General features: G+C 69.1%; 13 protein-coding genes and 1 pseudogene. 2 read left to right on the top strand and 12 right to left on the bottom strand.

The window, feature by feature from the left end; all coding sequences use genetic code 11:
• Positions 1-19: 19 nt before the first annotated feature.
• Together SACXIDRAFT_RS05500 and gltB are read right to left on the bottom strand one after the other, a co-directional pair.
• Positions 20-1,471, bottom strand: a complete 1,452-nt coding sequence (locus SACXIDRAFT_RS05500; protein ID WP_006237508.1) for a glutamate synthase subunit beta — start codon at positions 1,469-1,471, stop codon at positions 20-22.
• Positions 1,472-1,713: 242 nt separating this feature from the next.
• Positions 1,714-6,246, bottom strand: coding sequence for a glutamate synthase large subunit (gene gltB, locus SACXIDRAFT_RS05495; RefSeq protein WP_006237506.1), 4,533 nt, complete (start codon positions 6,244-6,246; stop codon positions 1,714-1,716).
• Positions 6,247-6,669: 423 nt separating this feature from the next.
• Here gltB and SACXIDRAFT_RS05490 point away from each other — a divergent pair.
• Positions 6,670-7,855, top strand: a pseudogene (locus SACXIDRAFT_RS05490) (acyl-CoA dehydrogenase family protein).
• Positions 7,856-7,924: 69 nt separating this feature from the next.
• Here the strand turns inward: SACXIDRAFT_RS05490 and SACXIDRAFT_RS22240 are convergent.
• The 10 genes from SACXIDRAFT_RS22240 to mtnA all read right to left on the bottom strand — a co-directional run bounded on the left by SACXIDRAFT_RS22240 (position 7,925) and on the right by mtnA (position 17,572).
• Positions 7,925-8,503: a DUF3558 domain-containing protein gene (locus SACXIDRAFT_RS22240; protein WP_232285254.1), complete on the bottom strand. Its 579-nt coding sequence runs from the start codon at positions 8,501-8,503 to the stop codon at positions 7,925-7,927.
• Between the two features lie 3 nt (positions 8,504-8,506).
• Positions 8,507-8,974 (bottom strand): hypothetical protein, encoded by a 468-nt coding sequence (locus tag SACXIDRAFT_RS05480; RefSeq protein ID WP_006237503.1) that lies wholly within the window; start codon positions 8,972-8,974, stop codon positions 8,507-8,509.
• A gap of 164 nt (positions 8,975-9,138) precedes the next feature.
• The gene (locus SACXIDRAFT_RS05475; RefSeq protein WP_006237502.1) at positions 9,139-9,414 is read right to left on the bottom strand and encodes a hypothetical protein; all 276 of its coding nucleotides are present in this window, start codon (positions 9,412-9,414) and stop codon (positions 9,139-9,141) included.
• 172 nt (positions 9,415-9,586) lie between these two features.
• A complete protein-coding gene (locus SACXIDRAFT_RS05470) occupies positions 9,587-12,424 on the bottom strand; it encodes an FAD-binding and (Fe-S)-binding domain-containing protein (RefSeq protein WP_006237501.1) in 2,838 nt (945 codons plus the stop codon).
• A complete protein-coding gene (locus tag SACXIDRAFT_RS05465; RefSeq protein ID WP_006237500.1) occupies positions 12,421-13,698 on the bottom strand; it encodes a hydroxyacid-oxoacid transhydrogenase in 1,278 nt (425 codons plus the stop codon). The genes SACXIDRAFT_RS05470 and SACXIDRAFT_RS05465 overlap by 4 nt, the downstream gene beginning before the upstream one ends.
• A gap of 98 nt (positions 13,699-13,796) precedes the next feature.
• Complete coding sequence (locus SACXIDRAFT_RS05460) at positions 13,797-14,504, bottom strand: GntR family transcriptional regulator (RefSeq protein WP_006237499.1); 708 nt, start codon at positions 14,502-14,504, stop codon at positions 13,797-13,799.
• Between the two features lie 61 nt (positions 14,505-14,565).
• Positions 14,566-15,375, bottom strand: a complete 810-nt coding sequence (locus SACXIDRAFT_RS05455) for a class I SAM-dependent methyltransferase (protein WP_006237498.1) — start codon at positions 15,373-15,375, stop codon at positions 14,566-14,568.
• Complete coding sequence (rpmF, locus tag SACXIDRAFT_RS05450) at positions 15,372-15,533, bottom strand: 50S ribosomal protein L32 (protein WP_006237497.1); 162 nt, start codon at positions 15,531-15,533, stop codon at positions 15,372-15,374. Before rpmF ends, SACXIDRAFT_RS05455 begins: the two co-directional genes overlap by 4 nt.
• A gap of 113 nt (positions 15,534-15,646) precedes the next feature.
• Positions 15,647-16,513, bottom strand: a complete 867-nt coding sequence (locus SACXIDRAFT_RS05445) for a phosphotransferase family protein (RefSeq protein ID WP_006237496.1) — start codon at positions 16,511-16,513, stop codon at positions 15,647-15,649.
• A 42-nt stretch (positions 16,514-16,555) separates the two neighbouring features.
• Positions 16,556-17,572 carry an S-methyl-5-thioribose-1-phosphate isomerase gene (gene mtnA, locus SACXIDRAFT_RS05440; protein WP_006237495.1) on the bottom strand — a complete coding sequence of 339 codons (1,017 nt, stop codon included), beginning with the start codon at positions 17,570-17,572 and terminating at the stop codon, positions 16,556-16,558.
• 55 nt (positions 17,573-17,627) lie between these two features.
• Here mtnA and SACXIDRAFT_RS05435 point away from each other — a divergent pair, with 55 nt between their 5' ends.
• The gene (locus tag SACXIDRAFT_RS05435) at positions 17,628-19,007 is read left to right on the top strand and encodes an MFS transporter (protein WP_006237494.1); all 1,380 of its coding nucleotides are present in this window, start codon (positions 17,628-17,630) and stop codon (positions 19,005-19,007) included.
• Positions 19,008-19,012: the final 5 nt, after the last annotated feature.

Raw genomic sequence — 19,012 nt, 5'->3', positions numbered from 1 at the left:
CGTGATCGCGGCGCGCGGCTCAGGTGATCGGCCGGTCGGTCGGCGCGATGGGAGCGGGCAGCACGTCCCGCCCGGTGAGGTAGGCATCGACACCCGCGGCGGCGGAACGGCCCTCCGCGATCGCCCACACGATCAGCGACTGGCCCCTGCCCATGTCACCGGCCACGAACACCCTGTCCACACTCGTGGCGAACGACGCGTCACGGGCGACGTTGCCCCGCTCGTCGAGTTCGACGCCGAGCTGGTCGAGCAGCCCGCCCCGTTCCGGGCCGGTGAAACCCATCGCCAGCAACACCAGTTGCGCTGGCAGCTCCCGTTCGGTGCCCTCGACGGGAACGAACCGGCCGTCCTCACGCCGCACCTCGACGAGCCTCAGCGCCCGCACCCCGCCGTCTCCGTCGGAGAGGAACTCTTCGGTGTTCACCGAGTAAAGGCGCTCGCCGCCCTCCTCGTGAGCCGACGACACCCGGTAGATCATCGGATAGGTCGGCCACGGGTGCGCCTCCGACCGCGACTCCGGCGGTTTCGGCATGATCTCCAGCTGCGTCACCGAACGCGCGCCCTGGCGGTGTGCGGTGCCGACGCAGTCGGCCCCCGTGTCCCCGCCACCGATGACGACGACGTCCTTACCCGCCGCGTCGATCGGCGAGGATTCCAGCACACCGGATGCGACCCGGTTGGCGAGCGGCAGGTACTCCATCGCCTGGTGCACCCCACGCAGGTCCCGGCCCGGCACGGGAAGGTCACGCGCCGCCGTCGCCCCACCCGCCAGCACCACCGCGTCGTGACCGGAGAGCAGTTCGCCTGCCGTGAGGTCCACACCGACGTTGACCCCGGCGCGGAACTCCGTGCCCTCGGCCCGCATCTGCGCGAGCCTGCGGTCGAGCCGGAACTTCTCCATCTTGAACTCGGGAATCCCGTAACGCAGCAGGCCGCCGATCGCGTCGGCCCGCTCGTAGACCACCACGTCGTGGCCCGCGCGCGTCAGCTGTTGTGCCGCAGCCAGCCCCGAAGGACCGGAACCCACCACGGCGACCTTCTTGCCGGTCCTGGTCTCCGGCGGCCTTGGGGTCACCCATCCCTCGTCCCACGCCCTGTCGATGATCGAAATCTCCACACGCTTGATGGTCACGGGATCGTCGTTGATCCCCAGCACGCACGCCGTCTCGCACGGCGCGGGACACAACGTTCCCGTGAACTCGGGGAAGTTGTTCGTGGCGTGCAGGCGCTCGGCGGCAGCCCGCCAGTCGTCGCGCCACGTCAGCGTGTTCCACTCCGGAATCAGATTGCCCAGCGGGCAACCCTGGTGGCAGAACGGGATACCGCAGTCCATACACCGGCCCGCCTGCCCGGTGAGCCTCGATGACTCGAACTCCTCGTAGACCTCCCGCCAGTCACGGATGCGGAGGTCAACGGGACGCGAGCGAGGCACCTCGCGCTTCGTGGTGAGAAACCCTCTGGGGTCAGCCATTGGCCACCTCCTGTGTCTTGCGGGGCGCCCTCCCCTGCTGCGGCCCTTGCCGCAGCGGGGGCCCATCCCGGTCGGTGTCCATGGCTGCGTGAGCAGTGTCAGCCATTGGCCACCTCTGTGTTGTGCGGGGCGCCCGCACCCGGTCGGTGTCCATGGCTGCGTGAGCAGTGTCAGCCATTGGCCACCTCTGTGTTGTGCGGGGCGCCCGCACCCGGTCGGTGGCCATGGCTGCGCAACTAGTGTCAGCCATTGGCCACCTCCATGATCGCGGCGTTGACGTCTCGCCCTTCCCGTTCCGCCTCGGCGCGCGCACGCAGGACCCGCTTGTAGTCCTTCGGCATGACCTTGGTGAACCGTCCGAGCGCGGACTCCCAGTCGGTGAGCAGCGCATGCGCCACAGCCGAATCCGTCTCGACGTAGTGGCGCTCGATCGCGTCGCGCAGGAACTCCTCGTCCTCGTCGTCCAGCGGGTCGAGATCCACCATGTCGGTGTTGACGCGGCTCGGCCCAAGATCGAGCACGTAGGCCACGCCACCCGACATGCCGGCGGCGAAGTTGCGGCCCGTGCGCCCGAGGACGACGACGTGCCCGCCTGTCATGTACTCGCAGCCGTGGTCGCCGACACCTTCAACGACGGCCAGCGCACCCGAGTTGCGCACGCAGAACCGTTCGCCCACCTGGCCTCGCAGGAACAGCTCACCGCTGGTGGCGCCGTAGGCGATCACGTTGCCCGCGATGATGTGGTCCTCGGCGGCGTAGCGGGCCTCCTTCGGGGGCCGCACGATGATCCTGCCTCCGGAAAGGCCCTTGCCCACGTAGTCGTTGCCGTCGCCGAACAACCGCAACGTGACACCGCGTGGCACGAAGGCCCCGAACGACTGGCCTGCCGTGCCCGTGAACGTGATGTCGATCGTGTCATCGGGCAGGCCCGCGCCACCCCAGCGCCGGGTGACCTCCGCGCCCAGCATCGTGCCGACCGTGCGGTTGACGTTGCGCACGGGCAGTTCGAGCCGCACCGTGTCGTCGGAGAGCAGCGCACCCTCGGCGAGCTGGATGAGCGTGTTGTCCAGCGCCGCGTCGAGGCCGTGATCCTGGGCGACTACCTGATGCCGTGCCGCACCTGGTTCCAGTTCGGGCACGTGGAAGATCGGCGAGAGGTCCAGCCCCGACGCCTTCCAGTGGTCAACGGCCTTGCGGGTGTCCAGCAGTTCGGCGTGACCAACCGCCTCGGCGATCGAGCGGAACCCGAGCCTGGCCAGGTACTCCCGTACCTCCTGGGCGATGAACTCGAAGAAGTTCACCACGTACTCGGCCTTGCCGCTGAACTTCGCCCGCAGCGCCGGATTCTGGGTCGCCACGCCGACAGGGCAGGTGTCGAGGTGGCAGACCCGCATCATGATGCAGCCCGACACCACCAGCGGAGCCGTGGCGAAGCCGAACTCCTCCGCGCCGAGCAACGCGGCGATCACCACGTCACGCCCCGTCTTGAGCTGGCCGTCGGCCTGCACCACGATGCGGTCACGCAGCCGGTTGGCCAGCAACGTCTGCTGTGTCTCGGCCAGCCCCAGCTCCCACGGCCCACCGGCGTGCTTGATCGACGACAGGGGCGAGGCGCCCGTTCCGCCGTCGTGCCCGGAGATCAGCACCACGTCGGCGTGTGCCTTCGACACGCCTGCCGCGACGGTCCCGACGCCGACCTCCGACACCAGCTTCACGTGGATGCGGGCTGAGGGGTTGGCGTTCTTAAGATCGTGGATCAGCTGTGCGAGGTCCTCGATCGAGTAGATGTCGTGGTGCGGCGGCGGCGAGATGAGCCCGACACCCGGCGTGGAGTGCCGCGTCTTCGCGATCCACGGATACACCTTCCCGCCCGGCAACTGGCCACCCTCGCCCGGCTTGGCTCCCTGCGCCATCTTGATCTGAATGTCGTCGGCGTTCACCAGGTACTCGCTGGTGACCCCGAACCGTCCACTGGCGACCTGCTTCACGGCGCTGCGCCGCTCGGGGTCGTAGAGCCGCTCGGGATCCTCACCGCCCTCACCGGTGTTGGACTTGCCGCCGAGGCGGTTCATGGCGATGGCGAGGGTCTCGTGCATCTCCTGCGAGATCGAACCGTAGGAGATGGCCCCGGTCGCGAACCGCTTCACGATCGCGGAGACGGGCTCGACCTCCTCGATCGGCACCGGAGGACGCACGCCCTCCTTCAGCTCGAACAACCCGCGCAGCGTCATCAGGTCGCGCGACTGGTCGTCAACAGCGCGCGTGTACTCCTTGAAGATGTCGTACTTGCCGCTGCGCGTGGAGTGCTGGAGCTTGAACACGGTGTGCGGGTTGAACAGGTGCGGCTCTCCCTCGCGCCGCCACTGGTAGTCGCCGCCCGTGTCGAGTTCCCTGTGCGCCGCCCGCACACCGTCCGAGGGGAACGCCTTCCTGTGCCGCTCGATTACCTCGCGGGCGAGCAGGTCGAAACCGACACCGCCGAGCCGAGAGGTCGTCCCCGTGAAACAGGTTTCGACGACCTCGGCGCCGAGCCCGATCGCCTCGAAGATCTGCGCACCGGTGTACGAGGCGACGGTGGAGACGCCCATCTTGGACATCGTCTTGCGCACACCCTTGCCGAGCGCGGCGATGAGGTTGCGTGTGGCCTGCTTCGGCGTGACCTCGCCCAGCCTGCCCTGCTCGGCCAGCTCCTCGACCGTGGCCATCGCCAGATACGGGTTCACCGCGGCGGCGCCATAGCCGATGAGCAGCGCGATGTGGTGCACCTCCCTCGCATCGCCCGACTCGACCACCAGACCCACCTGTGTGCGGCTCTTCTCGCGCACCAGATGGTGGTGCACCGCGCCCGTGAGCAGTAGCGACGGGATCGCCGCGTGCTCGGCGTCCACGCCCCGGTCGGACAGCACGACGAGCCGCGCGCCGTCGGCGATGGCTTCGGTCACCTCGGCGCGGATCTCGTCGAGCCTGCGCATCAGCGCCTCGCCGCCACCGGCGACGCAGAACGTGCCGTGCACCGTGTGCGAGGAGAACTCGGGAAGGTCGCCGTCGTCGTTGGCGTGTACCAGCTTGGCCAACTCGTCGTTGTCGAGCACGGGGAACGGCAACACGATCTTGCGGCAGTGCTCGGGCCCAGCCTCCAGCAGGTTGGGCTCCGACCCGAGTTGCGTGCCCAGCGCGGTCACCAGCTCCTCACGGATCGCGTCCAACGGCGGGTTCGTCACCTGTGCGAACAGCTGGGTGAAGTAGTCGAAGAGCTGCCGGGGGCCCCTGGTCAGCGGAGCGATCGGCGAATCGTTGCCCATCGAGCCGATGGGTTCCGCGCCGGTGCGGGCCATCGGTTCGAGTAGCACACCCACTTCCTCGCTCGTGTAGCCGAACGCCTGCTGCCTGCGCACCAGCGAGGCGTGCGACGGGACCTCACGCTCGCGTTCGGGCAGGTCGCCCAGCCGCACAAGACCCGCGTCGAGCCACTCCGCGTAGGGGTGTTCGGCGGCGAGCTCGTTCTTGATCTCCTCGTCGTCGATGACGCGCCCCTGCGCGGTGTCCACGAGGAACATCCGGCCGGGTTCGAGCCGCCCCTTGCGGACGATGGAGGACTGCTCGACATCGAGCACCCCGACCTCACTCGCGAGGATCACGAGACCGTCCTCTGTCACCCAGTACCGGGCAGGACGCAGGCCGTTGCGGTCGAGCACCGCCCCGATCTGCGTGCCGTCGGTGAACGCCACCAGCGCGGGGCCGTCCCATGGCTCCATGAGCGTGGAGTGGAACTCGTAGAACGCCCGTCGTGCGCCGTCCATCTCCCGATGGTTCTCCCACGCCTCCGGGATCATCATGAGCACGGCGTGCGGCAGTGAACGGCCACCGAGGTGCAGCAGCTCCAGCACCTCGTCGAACGACGCCGAGTCGCTCGCGCCCCGCGTGATGACGGGGAACAGCCGCGACAGGTCGCCGGAGAACAACTCCGACGACAGCTGCGACTCGCGGGCATCCATCCAGTTGCGGTTGCCCCTCAGCGTGTTGATCTCGCCGTTGTGGGCGATGTAGCGGTAAGGGTGCGCGAGCGGCCACGAAGGGAACGTGTTGGTGGAGAACCGCGAATGCACGAGGCCGATGGCGCTGACGACGCGCTCGTCGGTGAGATCGGGGAAGAACCTGCCGACCTGAGGCTCCGTCAGCATTCCTTTGTAGACGATCGTGCGGGACGAGAGGCTGGGGAAGTAGACGTCCTGCTCGGCCAGCGCGTGTTCGGCGCGCTTGCGCACGCAGAATGCGGCGCGTTCGAGATCGAGTCCGGTGATCTCCTCGCGGCGCGGGGCGAGGAACACCTGCGCGAAATGCGGCATGGTGGTGGCTGCGGTGGGGCCGACGTGGTCGGTGTCCACAGGGACGTCGCGCCAGCCCAGCACGCGCATACCTTCCTCGGCTGCGATGCGCTCGATGGTGGAGATCGCCCTGCCTCGCACGTGCTCGTCACGCGGCAGGAAGGCGGTGCCCGCGGCGTAACCGCCGGGTTCGGGAAGGGCGAAGCCGGTGACCTCGCGGAAGAAGGCGTCGGGAAGCTGGATGAGAATGCCGGCGCCGTCACCGGTCTCCGGCTCGGCGCCGCGGGCTCCCCTGTGCTCCAGGTTGCACAGTGCAACCAAGGCTTTCGCGACGATGTCGTGGTTGGCGCGGCCCGCGAGGTCGGCGACGAAGGCCACGCCGCAGGCGTCGTGCTCGTACTGTTCGTCGTACAAACCCGCAGAGGGTTCGCGCGGGGCGGGGCGGGTCACGGTTGGCGGCCCTCCTCTTGCTCGGCGCGACCGGGCCATGCCGAAACCACCAGCGCGGCGTGATGTGGCGCACTGGTCGGCTAACGATGCGGCCCGATCTTGCGATGGTCAGATCAGGAAGCCGATGTCGTTCGCGAGACGGAAGGTCTCAGAGACGCATCGGGTGACCACACGGCGCTGTGCGGCGGAAGAGCATTGCGCAGTCCCCGGGCCGCCCACTGGTCGCGGCGGCTCCGGCGCACGAATGTTTCTCCGGGATCGCCGGGTCTTATGACAGTAATGTGAACGCGCGGTTAGCCAAACAGGCGCGGCGTGTTACATGAACAACAGCACAAGGGGATTGACGATCGTGGCCTTTCTGTGCTTTCCACCGCTGGTGGCGCTCTGACCTGCGATGATGTCTGAACGGGTAAGGTTCCGGACATGGTTGAGACCGGTTTGGACCCAGGTGATTTCCTCGCTGTCGATGCCGAACTGACAGCGGATGAACGCGACATCCGCGACACGGTACGCCGGTTCGCGAAGGCGGAACTGAGCCCGCACATCGCGGATTGGTACGAAAATGCGACGCTTCCTGTGCGGGATCTCGCAAAAAGTTTCGGCAGGCTGGGGCGTACTCGGAATGCATCTCGCGGGCTACGGGTGTGCGGGGTCGTCCTCCGTCGCCTACGGCATCGCGTGCCGCGAGCTTGAGGCCATCGACTCGGGGCTGCGCAGCTTCGTGTCCGTGCAGGGCTCGCTCGCCATGTATGCCATTCACCGCTACGGCAGCGAGGAGCAGAAGCAGCGGTGGCTGCCGTCGCTGGCGTCGGGGGAGGCGATCGGGTGCTTCGGGCTCACCGAAGCCGACGCGGGCAGTGACCCGGCGTCCATGCGTACCCGGGCCCGAAGGGATGGGACGGACTGGGTGCTGGACGGCACCAAGATGTGGATCACCAATGGCACGGTGGCCGATGTGGCCGTGGTGTGGGCGCGCACCGACGACGGTGTGCGTGGCTTCGTGATCCCGGCGGACACGCCCGGCTTCTCGGCTCGGGAGATCACCCGGAAACTGTCGCTGAGGGCGTCGCTGACGGCGGAGCTGGTGCTCGACGGCGTGCGGTTGCCCGCCGACGCCGTTCTGCCCGGCGTGACGGGTCTGCGCGGGCCGCTGTCGTGTCTCAACGAGGCGCGTTTCGGCATCGTGTTCGGCGTCGTCGGCGCGGCACGCACGTGTTACGAGACGGCGCTGGAGTACACCACGACGCGCGCCCAGTTCGGGCAGCCGCTCGCGGCGTTCCAGCTCACGCAGCGCAAGCTGGCGGATCTCGTCGTCGAGGTCAACAGGGCGGGCTTGGTGGCTCTGCGGCTCGGCCGGTTGAAGGACGCCGGGCAGCTGCATCACGGCCAGGTGAGTTTCGGCAAACTCGCCAACGTGCGCGCGGCACTCGACGTGGCCCGCACGGCGCGGTCGATGCTGGGAGCCAACGGGATCTCGCTGGAGTACCCGGTGATGCGGCACGCGGCGAACCTGGAGACGGTGCTGACCTACGAGGGAACCGAGGAAATGCATGCCCTGTCGGTGGGCCAGGCGGTGACGGGCATCCCGGCGTTCCGGGTGACCCCCTGACACCGTGTCCGCACCCTGCGCACGCGTGCCTGCACTTCGTGCACGTATGACCGCAGGGTGCGGGCGGCCTCAGGGCTTCGGCAGCCGGGGCTCGACGAGGTAGGCGATGTCGCGAGCGACGTCGCAGGCGTCGTTGACGTCCTCACCCAGTACGTTCACGTCGATGCGGGAGCCGTCGTCGATGGCGATGGCGAGCGTGCAGCCTCCCGAAGTAGGATCAGGGGCTTCTGCTGCCGTTCTTCCGTTGATTTCTCCTGAGTTGATTCCGCCTCCGACATCGGCGATGGTGTCAACGCTTTGTTTGTCGCGGACCGCGAGTCCGATGATGAGTGTATCTTCGAGTGGGTTCTGTTTTTTGCGCTTCCAGGAACAGGCTCGTGCGCCAGCCATGTCTTGGCTCGACTCCTGGCGGGGAGCGAATTCGCCGTATTCTTTGAGGTCTTTTTCATGCTGGATTACGGCGCAGGGGTCAACCAACCCGCTGAGTGGTTCGGCCGCTGGGGAAGGCGCCTCTGAAATTGCCGTACTGGGAGGTCGCGGCGTTGGCTCGGCGACGCCAGGTTGTTCGGCGGCGCACCCACTGGCGGCGAGTACGGCCGTCGCGAAGGCAGCCAGGAGAGTGATAGGCCGAGTCATCTTTTCCTTCACCTGTCAGGCGGAACGGGTGGAGCGTTTGACCGCATCGACCACGCTGGACTCCGTCTCCTCGTACTGACCGGAGGCTCGCTGCAGGGCCTCGATGCTCATCTTGAGGATTTCTTTGAGTTGATGGACAACCATCCGAGCCGAGTTTGGGCCGTTGGCGGCGTCATACATGTGTTGTGCGACGAGCTTTCCGTACTCGTGATTGCCGAGCGGAGGCCGTTGGTTGAAAACGAGTAGGTCGTGCTTCATGTTGTCGATGCGTTCGACGAAGTGCGCCATGATGTCGATCAGCTCGTTCGCGCTGTCCTTGCTGACGCGGAAGCCGCCGTTCTTGGCGGAGTTGACCAGTTCGGAGGCCGCGGCTCTGGCCCTTGGCCATCGACGCGGCGTTGGCTGTCGCGTTGAACGCGGCAGCGGCGGCGTGCACGATCCCACCCACGCCGATCGGCTGGTTGTAGGCCTGGCCTTGCTCACTGAACTCCTCTGCCATGACGGCATCCCCCAGGACGATCGGTTACGGAACCGTATGACTTCGGAGTGTAACGACAGGCCGGGTGAGCCGGGAGGGACTTCGGAAAGCCCGAATACGGGTCCGCCTCCCGCACGCTCGGGCGTTGTGGGAGGCGGACTCAGGTGTGTCAGCGGCCTGCGAGGGCGGGGGTGTTGCCGAGTGCGCGCTTGCCTGCATCGGTCAGGGTGGCGGGGACTCGCTGACCGGGTTCGCCGTGGCGGGCGGGGGCGATGAGCCCCTGCCGGACGAGCCGGTGCGCTGTCGCCTGGTCGGCGCAGGCGAGCCCGTCAACAAAAAGGTTCGTTCCGCAACCGGTGGTGATTTCGGCGATGCCCTGCGCCACGGCGTGCAGGGTCGCGCGCTCGCGATGGTTCAAATCGGTGTCATTGCCGTCCTGAGGCACCTCTGCCTCCTTGCGTCCACGACCGGGTCCCTTTACCGGTCCCTAGTTCCCGATTCAACCTTCTGACACCCACATGTCGCAAAGCTGTGAGGCGTATCTCATGCTTTGGTAGGAGTTCGAGGGGTTCGTTCGGCCCGTTCGGCGACCGGCGTGGTACGCACCGTGACCGCGATCAGGGCGTCCGCCCTGGGCGAGCACGGTCGAGCACCTGAGCCAGGTGCAGTGAACGGCGCCCCGTGAGGTCGGCGATCTGGGTACGGCAGCTGAATCCATCGGCGAGCACGAGCACCTCGGGGCCGGCCGCGTCGATCTCCGGCACGAGCACGCGGTTGGCCGCCGCGACCGACACGTCGTAGTGCCCGCGCTCCACACCGAAGTTCCCTGCCAGTCCACAGCAGCCCGAATCGAGCGTGCGGTTGTGGATTCCGGCCCTGCGTAACAGTTTCTCGTCGGCGTCATGCCCGAGCACCGCGTGCTGGTGGCAGTGCCGCTGGGTCACCGCGTGCGCGTCGAGTGCCTCGAACGGAGCGTCGGGGGCGTGCCTGTCGAGGAACTCGGCGAGAGTCAGCGCGGGGACGGGCGGGGTGTCGAGCAGATCGTGCACGTCGTGGCGCAGCACGGCGAGACAACTCGGTTCGAGCCCCACGATCGGTGTTCCGGCGTCGATGTCCTCCCTCAGGACATCGAGGGTGCGGCTCAGCACCCGGCGGGCGATGCCGAGTTGGCCCGTGGAGATCCAGGTGAGGCCGCAGCACACCGGCGACCGGGGAAGCGTCACGTCGAAGCCGACGTGTTCCAGTACGCGGGTGGCCGCGACCCCGATCTCGGGCGCGAAGTGATCGGTGAAGGTGTCGGGCCAGAGCACGACCTTCGGCCGGATTCCGGTGTTGCGGCGGGGTTTGTGGCGCCACGCCCGCCGCAACGTCGTGCGGGCGAACGCGGGCAACTCCCGCTGCGCTGCGATACCGCCGAGCCGTTTCACCAGCGAGGACACCGTGGGAGACCGCAGGATTCCGTTGACGAGGCAGGGCGCGAGGGCGGCCAGCCTCGCCCACACCGGGAGGAAACCCAGCGAGTAGTGGCTCGCGGGACGCGGTCTTCCCGCGTAATGGTGATGCAGGAACTCCGCCTTGTACGCGGCCATGTCCACGTTGACAGGGCAGTCGGAAAGGCAGCCCTTGCACGCGAGGCAGAGATCGAGCGCGTCGCGGACCTCCTCGGAGTCCCAGCCGCTGGTGACGACCTCACCGCGCAGCATCTCGAACAGCAGCCGCGCCCGCCCCCGGGTCGAATGCTCCTCGCGGCGGGTCACCATGTAGCTCGGGCACATGACACCGGTGGTGGTGTCCACGCACTTGCCCACCCCGACACAGCGCCGTGCTGCCGTGGCGAGGCTGCCGCCGTCGTGCGGGTAGCGCAGCGTGATCGGAAGATTCGTGCGGGGGCCGGAGAACCGGAGGTCGGCGTCGAGCGGGCGGGGTCGCACGAGGTTGCCGGGGTTCAGCACCCCGTCCGGATCCCACACGGCCTTGAACACCTCGAACAGCCGGATCATCTCCGGCGAATACATCCGGGGCAGCAGTTCGGCCCTTGCCTGCCCGTCGCCGTGCTCGCCGGACAGCGACCCACCGTGGGCGACGACGAGATTGGCGGCGTCGGCGAGGAACCGGCGGAACGTCGCCACGCCGTCGTCGGTGAGCAGGTCGAAATCGATGCGAATGTGCACGCAGCCTTCGCCGAAGTGCCCGTACGGGATGCCGCGCAGCCCATACGAGTCGAGCAGTTGCCGGAACGACCTCAGGTAGGAGCCGAGCCGTTCCGGTGGCACGGCGGCGTCCTCCCATCCCGGCCACGCCTCGGAGCCGTCGGCCATGCGAGTGGCGATGCCCGCCGCGGACTCACGGATCGCCCACAGTTGCCTCTGCCGCGCGGGGTCGGTGGTCACGGACGTGGCGGCACCCGTTTCGCGGGCCAGCGCCGCTGCCAGGTCCTCCGCGTTCCGTCGTGCTTCGCCGGGATCGTCGCCACCCACCTCCACGAACAGCCAGCCGCGCCCGGCGGGCAGCGCGTCGAGTGCCGCGGGGCGGGGCCCCCGAACGAGAAGGATCTCCACGAGGTCGGCGCCCATCCCCTCCACGGTGAGCGGCTGATGCGGCAGCACCTGGGGAACGGCGTCGGCTGCGGCGATGTCGTCGGCGAACCCGGCCACCACGAGAACCCTCGCGCGAGGTGAGGGGACAAGCCGCACGGTGGCCTCCGTCAGCAACACACACGTGCCCTCGGTGCCGACCAGTGCCCTCGCGATGTCGGTGCCGTTCTCCGGCAGGAGGTTGTCGAGCGCGTATCCGGACACGCGTCGCGGCAGTGAGGGGAAGCCGGTGCGCAGCACGGCGAGATTGCCCTGTGCGAGATCGCGCAGCGACTCACGGATTTCCGAGGCTCTCGCCGATGGCTCTCCTGTGACGCGGTCGCCGGGGCCGACGGAGAGCCGAGCGCCGTCGCCCGTGATCACCTCCAGCGACACGACGTTGTCGGCGGTGCGGCCCCACGCCACCGAATGCGGCCCGCACGCATCGTTGCCGAGCATCCCGCCGAGTGTGCAGCGGCTGTGGGTGGAGGGATCGGGGCCGAAGGTCAGCCCGTGCCGGGCGGCGGCCTCGCGGAGCCTGTCCAGCACGACACCGGGCTGCACGCGCGCGGTGCGGCGTTCGGGGTCGATGTCGATGACCCTGTCGAGATGGCGGCTGTAGTCGAGCACCACGCCCTCACCGAGTGCCTGCCCCCCGATGCCGGTGCCCGCGCCCCGCGCCGTCACGGACACGCCGTGATCGCGGGCCACGCGAAGGGCGGCCGCCACGTCGTCGGCGGTGCGGGGGAACACGACCACCGAGGGGACGTGCCGGTAGTTGGACGCGTCCATGCCGAACATGGCCCGTGCGCCGGTGCTCGCGTCCACCTCTCCCGACACGGCGCGGGCGAGGGCGTCGGCCAGTGAGGTCACGGCGGTCACCAGTTCTCCAGCGAGTCGGCGAGGATGGCTTCCAGGTCGGTGTCGCGCACCGTCCTCGGCGCGACGGCCAGCAGCCGCTGCTGCTTGAGCGCACCGTCCACGAGCGACGGCACGTCCGAGGTCGTGTAACCGACACCGGCCAGCCCGTTGGGGAGGCCGATGTCGAGCATGAGCGAGGTCAGAGCCGACGGCAACTGCTCGCGCGGATCGCGCTGCTCGGGCGCGGAGGGCGCGAGGACGCGCGCGGCGTGCAGGTGCTTCGCGGGGTCGGTGGGGAAGGTGAACCGGAACGCGGCGGGGGCGGTCAGCGCCACCGACTCGCCGTGAGGCACCAGTGGCTCGTCCTGCGGGTAGTCGCCGGGGCGGTAGTCCCGCACGCGTCCCGCGATGGGGTACGCGCACGCGTGGGGTATGTGGACTCCCGCGTTGCCGAAGCCCATACCCGCGAACGTGGCGGCGAGCATCATGTCGGTACGCGCGTCGAGGTCACCGCCGTTGAGGACCGCTTTGCGGAACGACCTCGCGAGCAGGTGCAGCGCCTTCTCGGTCCAGGCGTCGGAGATCGGGTTCGCGCCGTTGTAGGCGACCCGGGTGGCCGGGGTGTGCCGGGGAAACGAGTGGAACGGTCGTGCCGTGTAGGACTCGAGGGCGTGGCAGAGGACGTCCATACCGCAGGCCGCGGTGACTCTTGGCGGCAGGGACAGCGTCAGCAGCGGATCGACGACGGCCATGCTCGGCCGCAGGGCCGGGTGGCTGATGCCGGACTTCACCTTCAGGTCGAGGAAATCCATGATGCACACCGGCGTTGTCTCCGACCCGGTACCGGCGGTGGTGGGCACGGCGACGAGCGGCTTGAGCGGCCCCGGCGGAGCTTTGGCCGACCCGATGGGCTTGTTGACGTAGTCGAGCAGGTCGGCGGGATGGGTGGTGAGCAGGTTGACGGCCTTCGCGGTGTCGATGGCCGACCCGCCTCCGACACCGACGAAACCGTCCCACACCGACTGCCGGGCGAACTCGACGGCGTGGAGCACGCTGACATCGGTGGGCTCGACCCGCACGCCGTCGTAGATCTCGGCGGTGAGCCCGCCCGCGCGAGCGGCCTCCGCGACGCGCTCGGGAACACCGGTGGCCGCGACTCCTGGGTCGGTGACGATCAGTACCCGCTTCGCGCCCTGCTGTGCGAGGTCGTGCCCGATCTCGTCGGCCGCTCCAGCGCCGAACTTCAGGGGCGTCGCACCCCACGTGAACACGGTTTCGTGCAGGTACGCGGTCATCGGGCCCTCCCCAGCGAGCGAGTGAGAGGGCGAGAGTGGCATGTAGCATGCCACTCGGTCAAGAGCCTTCCCGGGGCGAGAGAGCACCGGTCTCCGGATCAGCCGGAGAGTTTCGTCCATTCGTAGGACACAGGGGGAACCGGTTCTCCGGACTCGGCCGATTCCTGGGCGACGATGAGGCGCGCTGTGGTGAGCAGGTGTTGCCGCATGGCCTCCGCGGCCTCGGCGGGACTGCCCTTCTCGACACCCTCGGCGATGGCCTCGTGCTCGGCGAGGATGTCGGCAAGCCCCCTGCTCGTGTCCACAGTGGATGTTCCGCGCAGGAAGACCATGTCGCGAAGGGAATCGACGTAACGGGCCAGCCGCAGGTTTCCCGATGCCATGTTGATGGTCTCGTGGAACGCCCGATCGGCCGTCGTGAACACGAACTCGTCGCCCTCTTCGGCAGCCGCGCGCATCGCGTCGAGATGAGCGCGGAGTTCGGTCACGAACCCCGGCGGAGCCTGGCTCGTGGCGCGGAACGTGGCGGGAACCTCCAGCAGCAACCGGATCGCGAAGACCTCCTCCAGGTCGTGCAGCGAGGTCTGCAACACGCGAATGCCCCGGTTGCGTTCGAACCGCACCATGCCGCGTTCGGCGAGCTGGATCAGCGCCTCCCGCACGGGGGTTCGCGAGACGCCGAGCCGGGCGGCCAAATCATGCACCGAGTACAGCGTGCCCGGAACGAGTTCCCCGCTGACGATCGCTCCCCGCAGTTCGTCGAGGATCGTCCTGGCGAGGTTCCGGTCGGTGTCGATCTGCCGCATCCGCTCATCTTCCCATGTCCGCACAGGCGTGAGAGTGCCTCGCTCCGGACCCCGGCCGGGGTCATGCCGGCATATGGCCCACCCCGATGAGACTGCTCGCGTCGAGCATGTCGATCCCGGCTCGCCGCAGCCCGTCCGTGAATCGCGCTCTGGTCCGGTCGAGCGCGTCCTGTGGCAGTCCCTCGACGAAGGCGCGCATGGCCGCGCCGAGGTAGAACGACCATGCGTCGTCGGGATGCAGCGGGATGCGGAACTCCACAGGGCGAATCTGGATGTCCACGAGCCCGAGAGAGTCCAGCCACGAGTGCAGTCTCGCCTCTGTGTCGAGGCGCGCGCTCGGGCCGCGCGGGCCTTCCCCAGCGAGGTCAGGGCGTTCCGGGGCCGCCGCGGCGCGCCCGACGGGAACGATTCGTTCCATGCCTCCGGAAAGCCACGTGCTCACGGCGAAGCGACCGCCGGGGCGCAGGCGCTCGCACAGTGCCTTGGCGTCGGCGTCGAGGTCGGGGAGGAAGAAGACGCCGTACCCGCACTGCACCACGTCGTACGGTTCGGCGGCGGTCCGCGACGGCCAGGAGCGGACGTCGGCGACATGGAACCGAAGGTGGGACAGCCCCGCCTCCGTGGCCTCGCGCGCACCCTCGGCAACGAGTGCCGCGGCGAGGTCCACGGCGTCCACCGCGCCGGTCGGCCCCACAGCGTGCGCGGCAGGCAGTGCGGAGGCGCCCGCACCGCAGCAAGCGTCGAGAACTCGATCACCTGTGCTCGGGCGGGCCACCGAGACCAGCACCTCGCCGAGCGGGCGCCACAGCCGATTCGACCAGCGGAGGAAGTCGGCACGGGCGGCGTCGAACACCTCTCCCGCCCTGTTCACCGGCCCTCCTCGCGGTGGAAGTGCCGCACGAGGCGGCGTGGTACGAGCATTCGCTCACCGTTGACCACGATGGGCACCAGTTCGGGAGCGGACGCCGTCCAGCGTGCCCGCCGCGAGCGCGTGTTCGCTCTGGACTTCCTGCGTTTGGGAACGGCCATCAGCCGAGCCTCCTTTCGGTCACGCGCCCCAGCGTAAATGAAAACGATTGTCAATTCCAGTGTGTTCTGGATCTGACGCGGGGCGAGAGCGGCCACGAACCTCCCGCCCCGCGTCAGCCGAACCAGAGGACGGCCAGTTCGTCGAGAGACGGTTTCGCGGGCAGCGGCATCCACTCCAGGTACCTGCGCAGCGACGAGTACCGGTGCAGCACCGTGTACGCCAGGCAGCGGCGGGCGAACGCCTCACCGGGATGCGCCTGGTATCCGTATCCGCGCAGGAACCCGCGCCACCCCGCGGGATCACCCTCCGCGAGATACACCGACGCCGCCACGAACTCGTACTCGGGCGCGCCGGTCATCACCGGTTCGAAGTCGATGAGGCCCGAGACCGCCCACCGCTTCCCGTCGTGCCGGACCAGCACGTGTTCGTGCAGCAGTTCCGTGTGAAGGAGAACCGGCGACACGGTGGAGAGGTCCACGTCGTCGAGGAACGCGGGGATCAGGTCGAGCCACTCCGGGGCCAGCCCCTGCCTGCGGTGATGGCCGGCGGCGGCCTCCCGCCTGCCACGGACGAACTCGCTCCAGTCCTGGTCGAGGGCGGCAGGCCGGTCACCGACGGCGTGCAGTTCGGCCGTCACCTCGCCCACGTCGGCACACAGCGTGCGGCGTTCGGTGGGGGAGAGCGTGTCCCACACCGTGTCGAGGCCGAGACCGGGCACGCGGCGCATGAGCGTGTAGTGCCAGCCGCCAGCCGTGCCGATGGCCTCCAGCCGGGGTGTCGTGACGGAGAGGCGGCCTTCCAGTGCGCCGAGTACCGCCGCCTCGACCTGGGCCTCGTCGGCGTCCTCGGCTGGATAGAACTTCAGCACGAGGTCGTCGCCGACGGCGTGGACGGGCAGCGAGCCGCTGGTGAAGCGCGTTGTCGGGTGGTGATCCAGCGAGAGGTCGGCGAGCACGGAACGCAGCGGAGGGGTGGTCACGCCCCGGCACGCTATCCCAGCGGGGAGGAGTGATCGACCGGTTTACGGAGTTTGCCCCCTGCCCTCGGCCAGAACGCCGTTCTCGGTGACGACGGCCGTCACGAGGGCAACCGGGGTGACGTCGAAGGCGGGGTTGAACACGGCGGTGCCCTCCGGTGCGACGCGCGTACCCGCGAAGTGGGTGATCTCCTCCGGAGCGCGTTCCTCCACGACGATCCCGGCGCCGTCGGGCACGGATCTGTCCACAGTGGATTCGGTGGCGACGACGACGAAAGGGAGGTCGTGGCGCGCCGCGACCACGGCGAGGCCGTAGGTGCCGATCTTGTTCGCCGTGTCGCCGTTCGCGGCGATCCGGTCGGCTCCCACCACCACGCAGTCCACCATGCCGCGCGCCATCGCCGAGGCAGCGGCCGAGTCGGGAAGCACGCGGTACGGGATGCCCTCGTCAGCCAGCTCCCACGCGGTGAGCCGCGACCCCTGCAACAGGGGCCTCGTCTCGTCGGCGAGGACGACCTCAAGCCTCCCCTCCGCGTGGAGGTGACGGATCGCGCCGAGCGCGGTGCCCCACGCGACCGTGGCCAGCCGCCCGGTGTTGCAGTGGGTGAGCACCCTCAGCCTGCGTCCGGGACACAGCCGCAGCAGGAGGTCGGCGGCGTGCCGCGAGGCGGCGCGGTTGATCCGCTCGTCGGTGTCGAGCATCGCCAGCGCGTCGGCGAGAACGGCCTCGGGACCGTGCTCCAGCACGGCGAGCGCGCGTTCGACGCCGTGACGCAGGTTCACCGCCGTGGGCCGGGCCCTCGCAAGGCGCCCTGCCTCGGCCCGCACGGTCGCGAGTGCCTCCGGCGTTTCCGTGCCGTGCCTGCCTGCCGCCAGAGCCACCCCGAGGGCGCCTGCCGCGCCCAGTGCGGGGGCCCCGCGCACCGCGAGCCGCCGGATGGCCCCGATCAGCTCGTCCACCGTCTCGAGCCGGACGGTGGAGAACCGGCCCGGTAACAGGGTCTGGTCGATGATCACCACGGCGCCGCTGTCCCAGTCGATCGCTCTCACCACCCGGCACATTCTGCGTCACATTCCTCTGGAAATCGACCACGCTGGAGGTTGCAGGCTTGCGGCCATGACACACACCCAACCGCGGCGACGCGGCGTGCTCTGGACCCCGGAGCACCGGCTGACGACGGCGGGACTGCTGCTGGTCATCACTTTGCTGGCGTTCGAGAGCATGGGTGTGGCCACCGCGACGCCTGTCATGGTGGCCGACCTCGACGGCGGCGACCTGTACTCATGGCCGTTCACCACCTTCCTCGTCGCGAGCGTCGCCGCCACGGTGCTGTCCGGCAGGGTGTGCGATCGCCGCGGCCCCGCACCGTCGCTGCTGGTCGCTCCGTGGATCTTCCTCGCCGGTCTGGTCGCGGCGGGGCTCGCGCCGACCATGGGTGTGCTGCTCGCGGGAAGGGCGCTCCAGGGCTTCGGGACGGGTGCGCTCATGGTGGCGACGTCGGTGCTCATCGCGCTCACCTACGACGACAGGGACCGGCCGGTGATCTACGCGGCCAACGCGGCGGCATGGGTCATTCCCGCGGTCGTCGGGCCATCGATCGCGGGACTGGTGACCGAGACCGTCGGCTGGCGGTGGGTGTTCCTCGGGCTCGTCCCCTTCATGCTGCTGGGAATCGGGCTGCTCCTGCCGGTGGTCCGCAGGCTGCCTGCCCATGTCGCCGACCCCTCGGTGCGCAGGGCCGGAATCCCGTCGGCCGTGGCCGCCGCACTCGCGGTCGCTGCCCTGACCTGGGCCGCGCAACACCCTTCCCCTGTCGCCCTCGCCTACGGTGTGCCCGCGCTCGGCGTGGTCGCGGTGGCCCTGCGGAGGCTGCTGCCCGAGGGGACACTGCGGGGCAGGCCGGGGCTGCCGACCGTGGTGGCCAGCCGAGCACTGATCGGTGGGGCGTTCGCCGGCATGGAGGCATACCTGCCGCTGATCATGTCCGAGGTGCACGGTTACAACGCCGCGCTGGCCGGGCTGCCGCTGACCGTGAGCGCGCTGAGTTGGACGGCCGCGTCGGCCGTCCAGGGCCGCTACCTCGGGTGGAGCAGGGAAGCACTGCTGCGCGCCGGGTTCGCGTTCGTGGCCGTGGGGCTCGCGTTGTTCGCTGTCCTCGCCTGGGGCGATGCGCCTGCGTGGGTGGCGTTCGCCGCGGCGGCGTTCGGAGGTGCGGGAATGGGTATCGGGCTGCCCTCGATCTCGGTACTGCTGCTGCGCCTTTCGCCGGAAGCCGAACGCGGGTTCAACACCTCGGCCATGCAGCTCGGCGACTGGATCAGCTCGGCACTCGCGATCGGCGCGGGCGGGGTGCTGCTCGCTCTCGCGGGCGGTGCGGCCGACCCTTCGGCCGGCATCACCGCGCTCGCCTCGGCACTTGCCGCGATCGCCGTCCTCGGCGTCCTGCTGGCACGAAGGGGACTCGGAGCGAAGGCGGTCGAGCCTTCGCAGCCGTGAGCAGT

The sequence above is a fragment of the Saccharomonospora xinjiangensis XJ-54 genome, assembly GCF_000258175.1.
GTDB lineage: Bacteria > Actinomycetota > Actinomycetes > Mycobacteriales > Pseudonocardiaceae > Saccharomonospora > Saccharomonospora xinjiangensis.
Note: the sequence above shows the minus strand (reverse complement) of the source record. Positions and strands in the feature narration are given on the sequence as shown.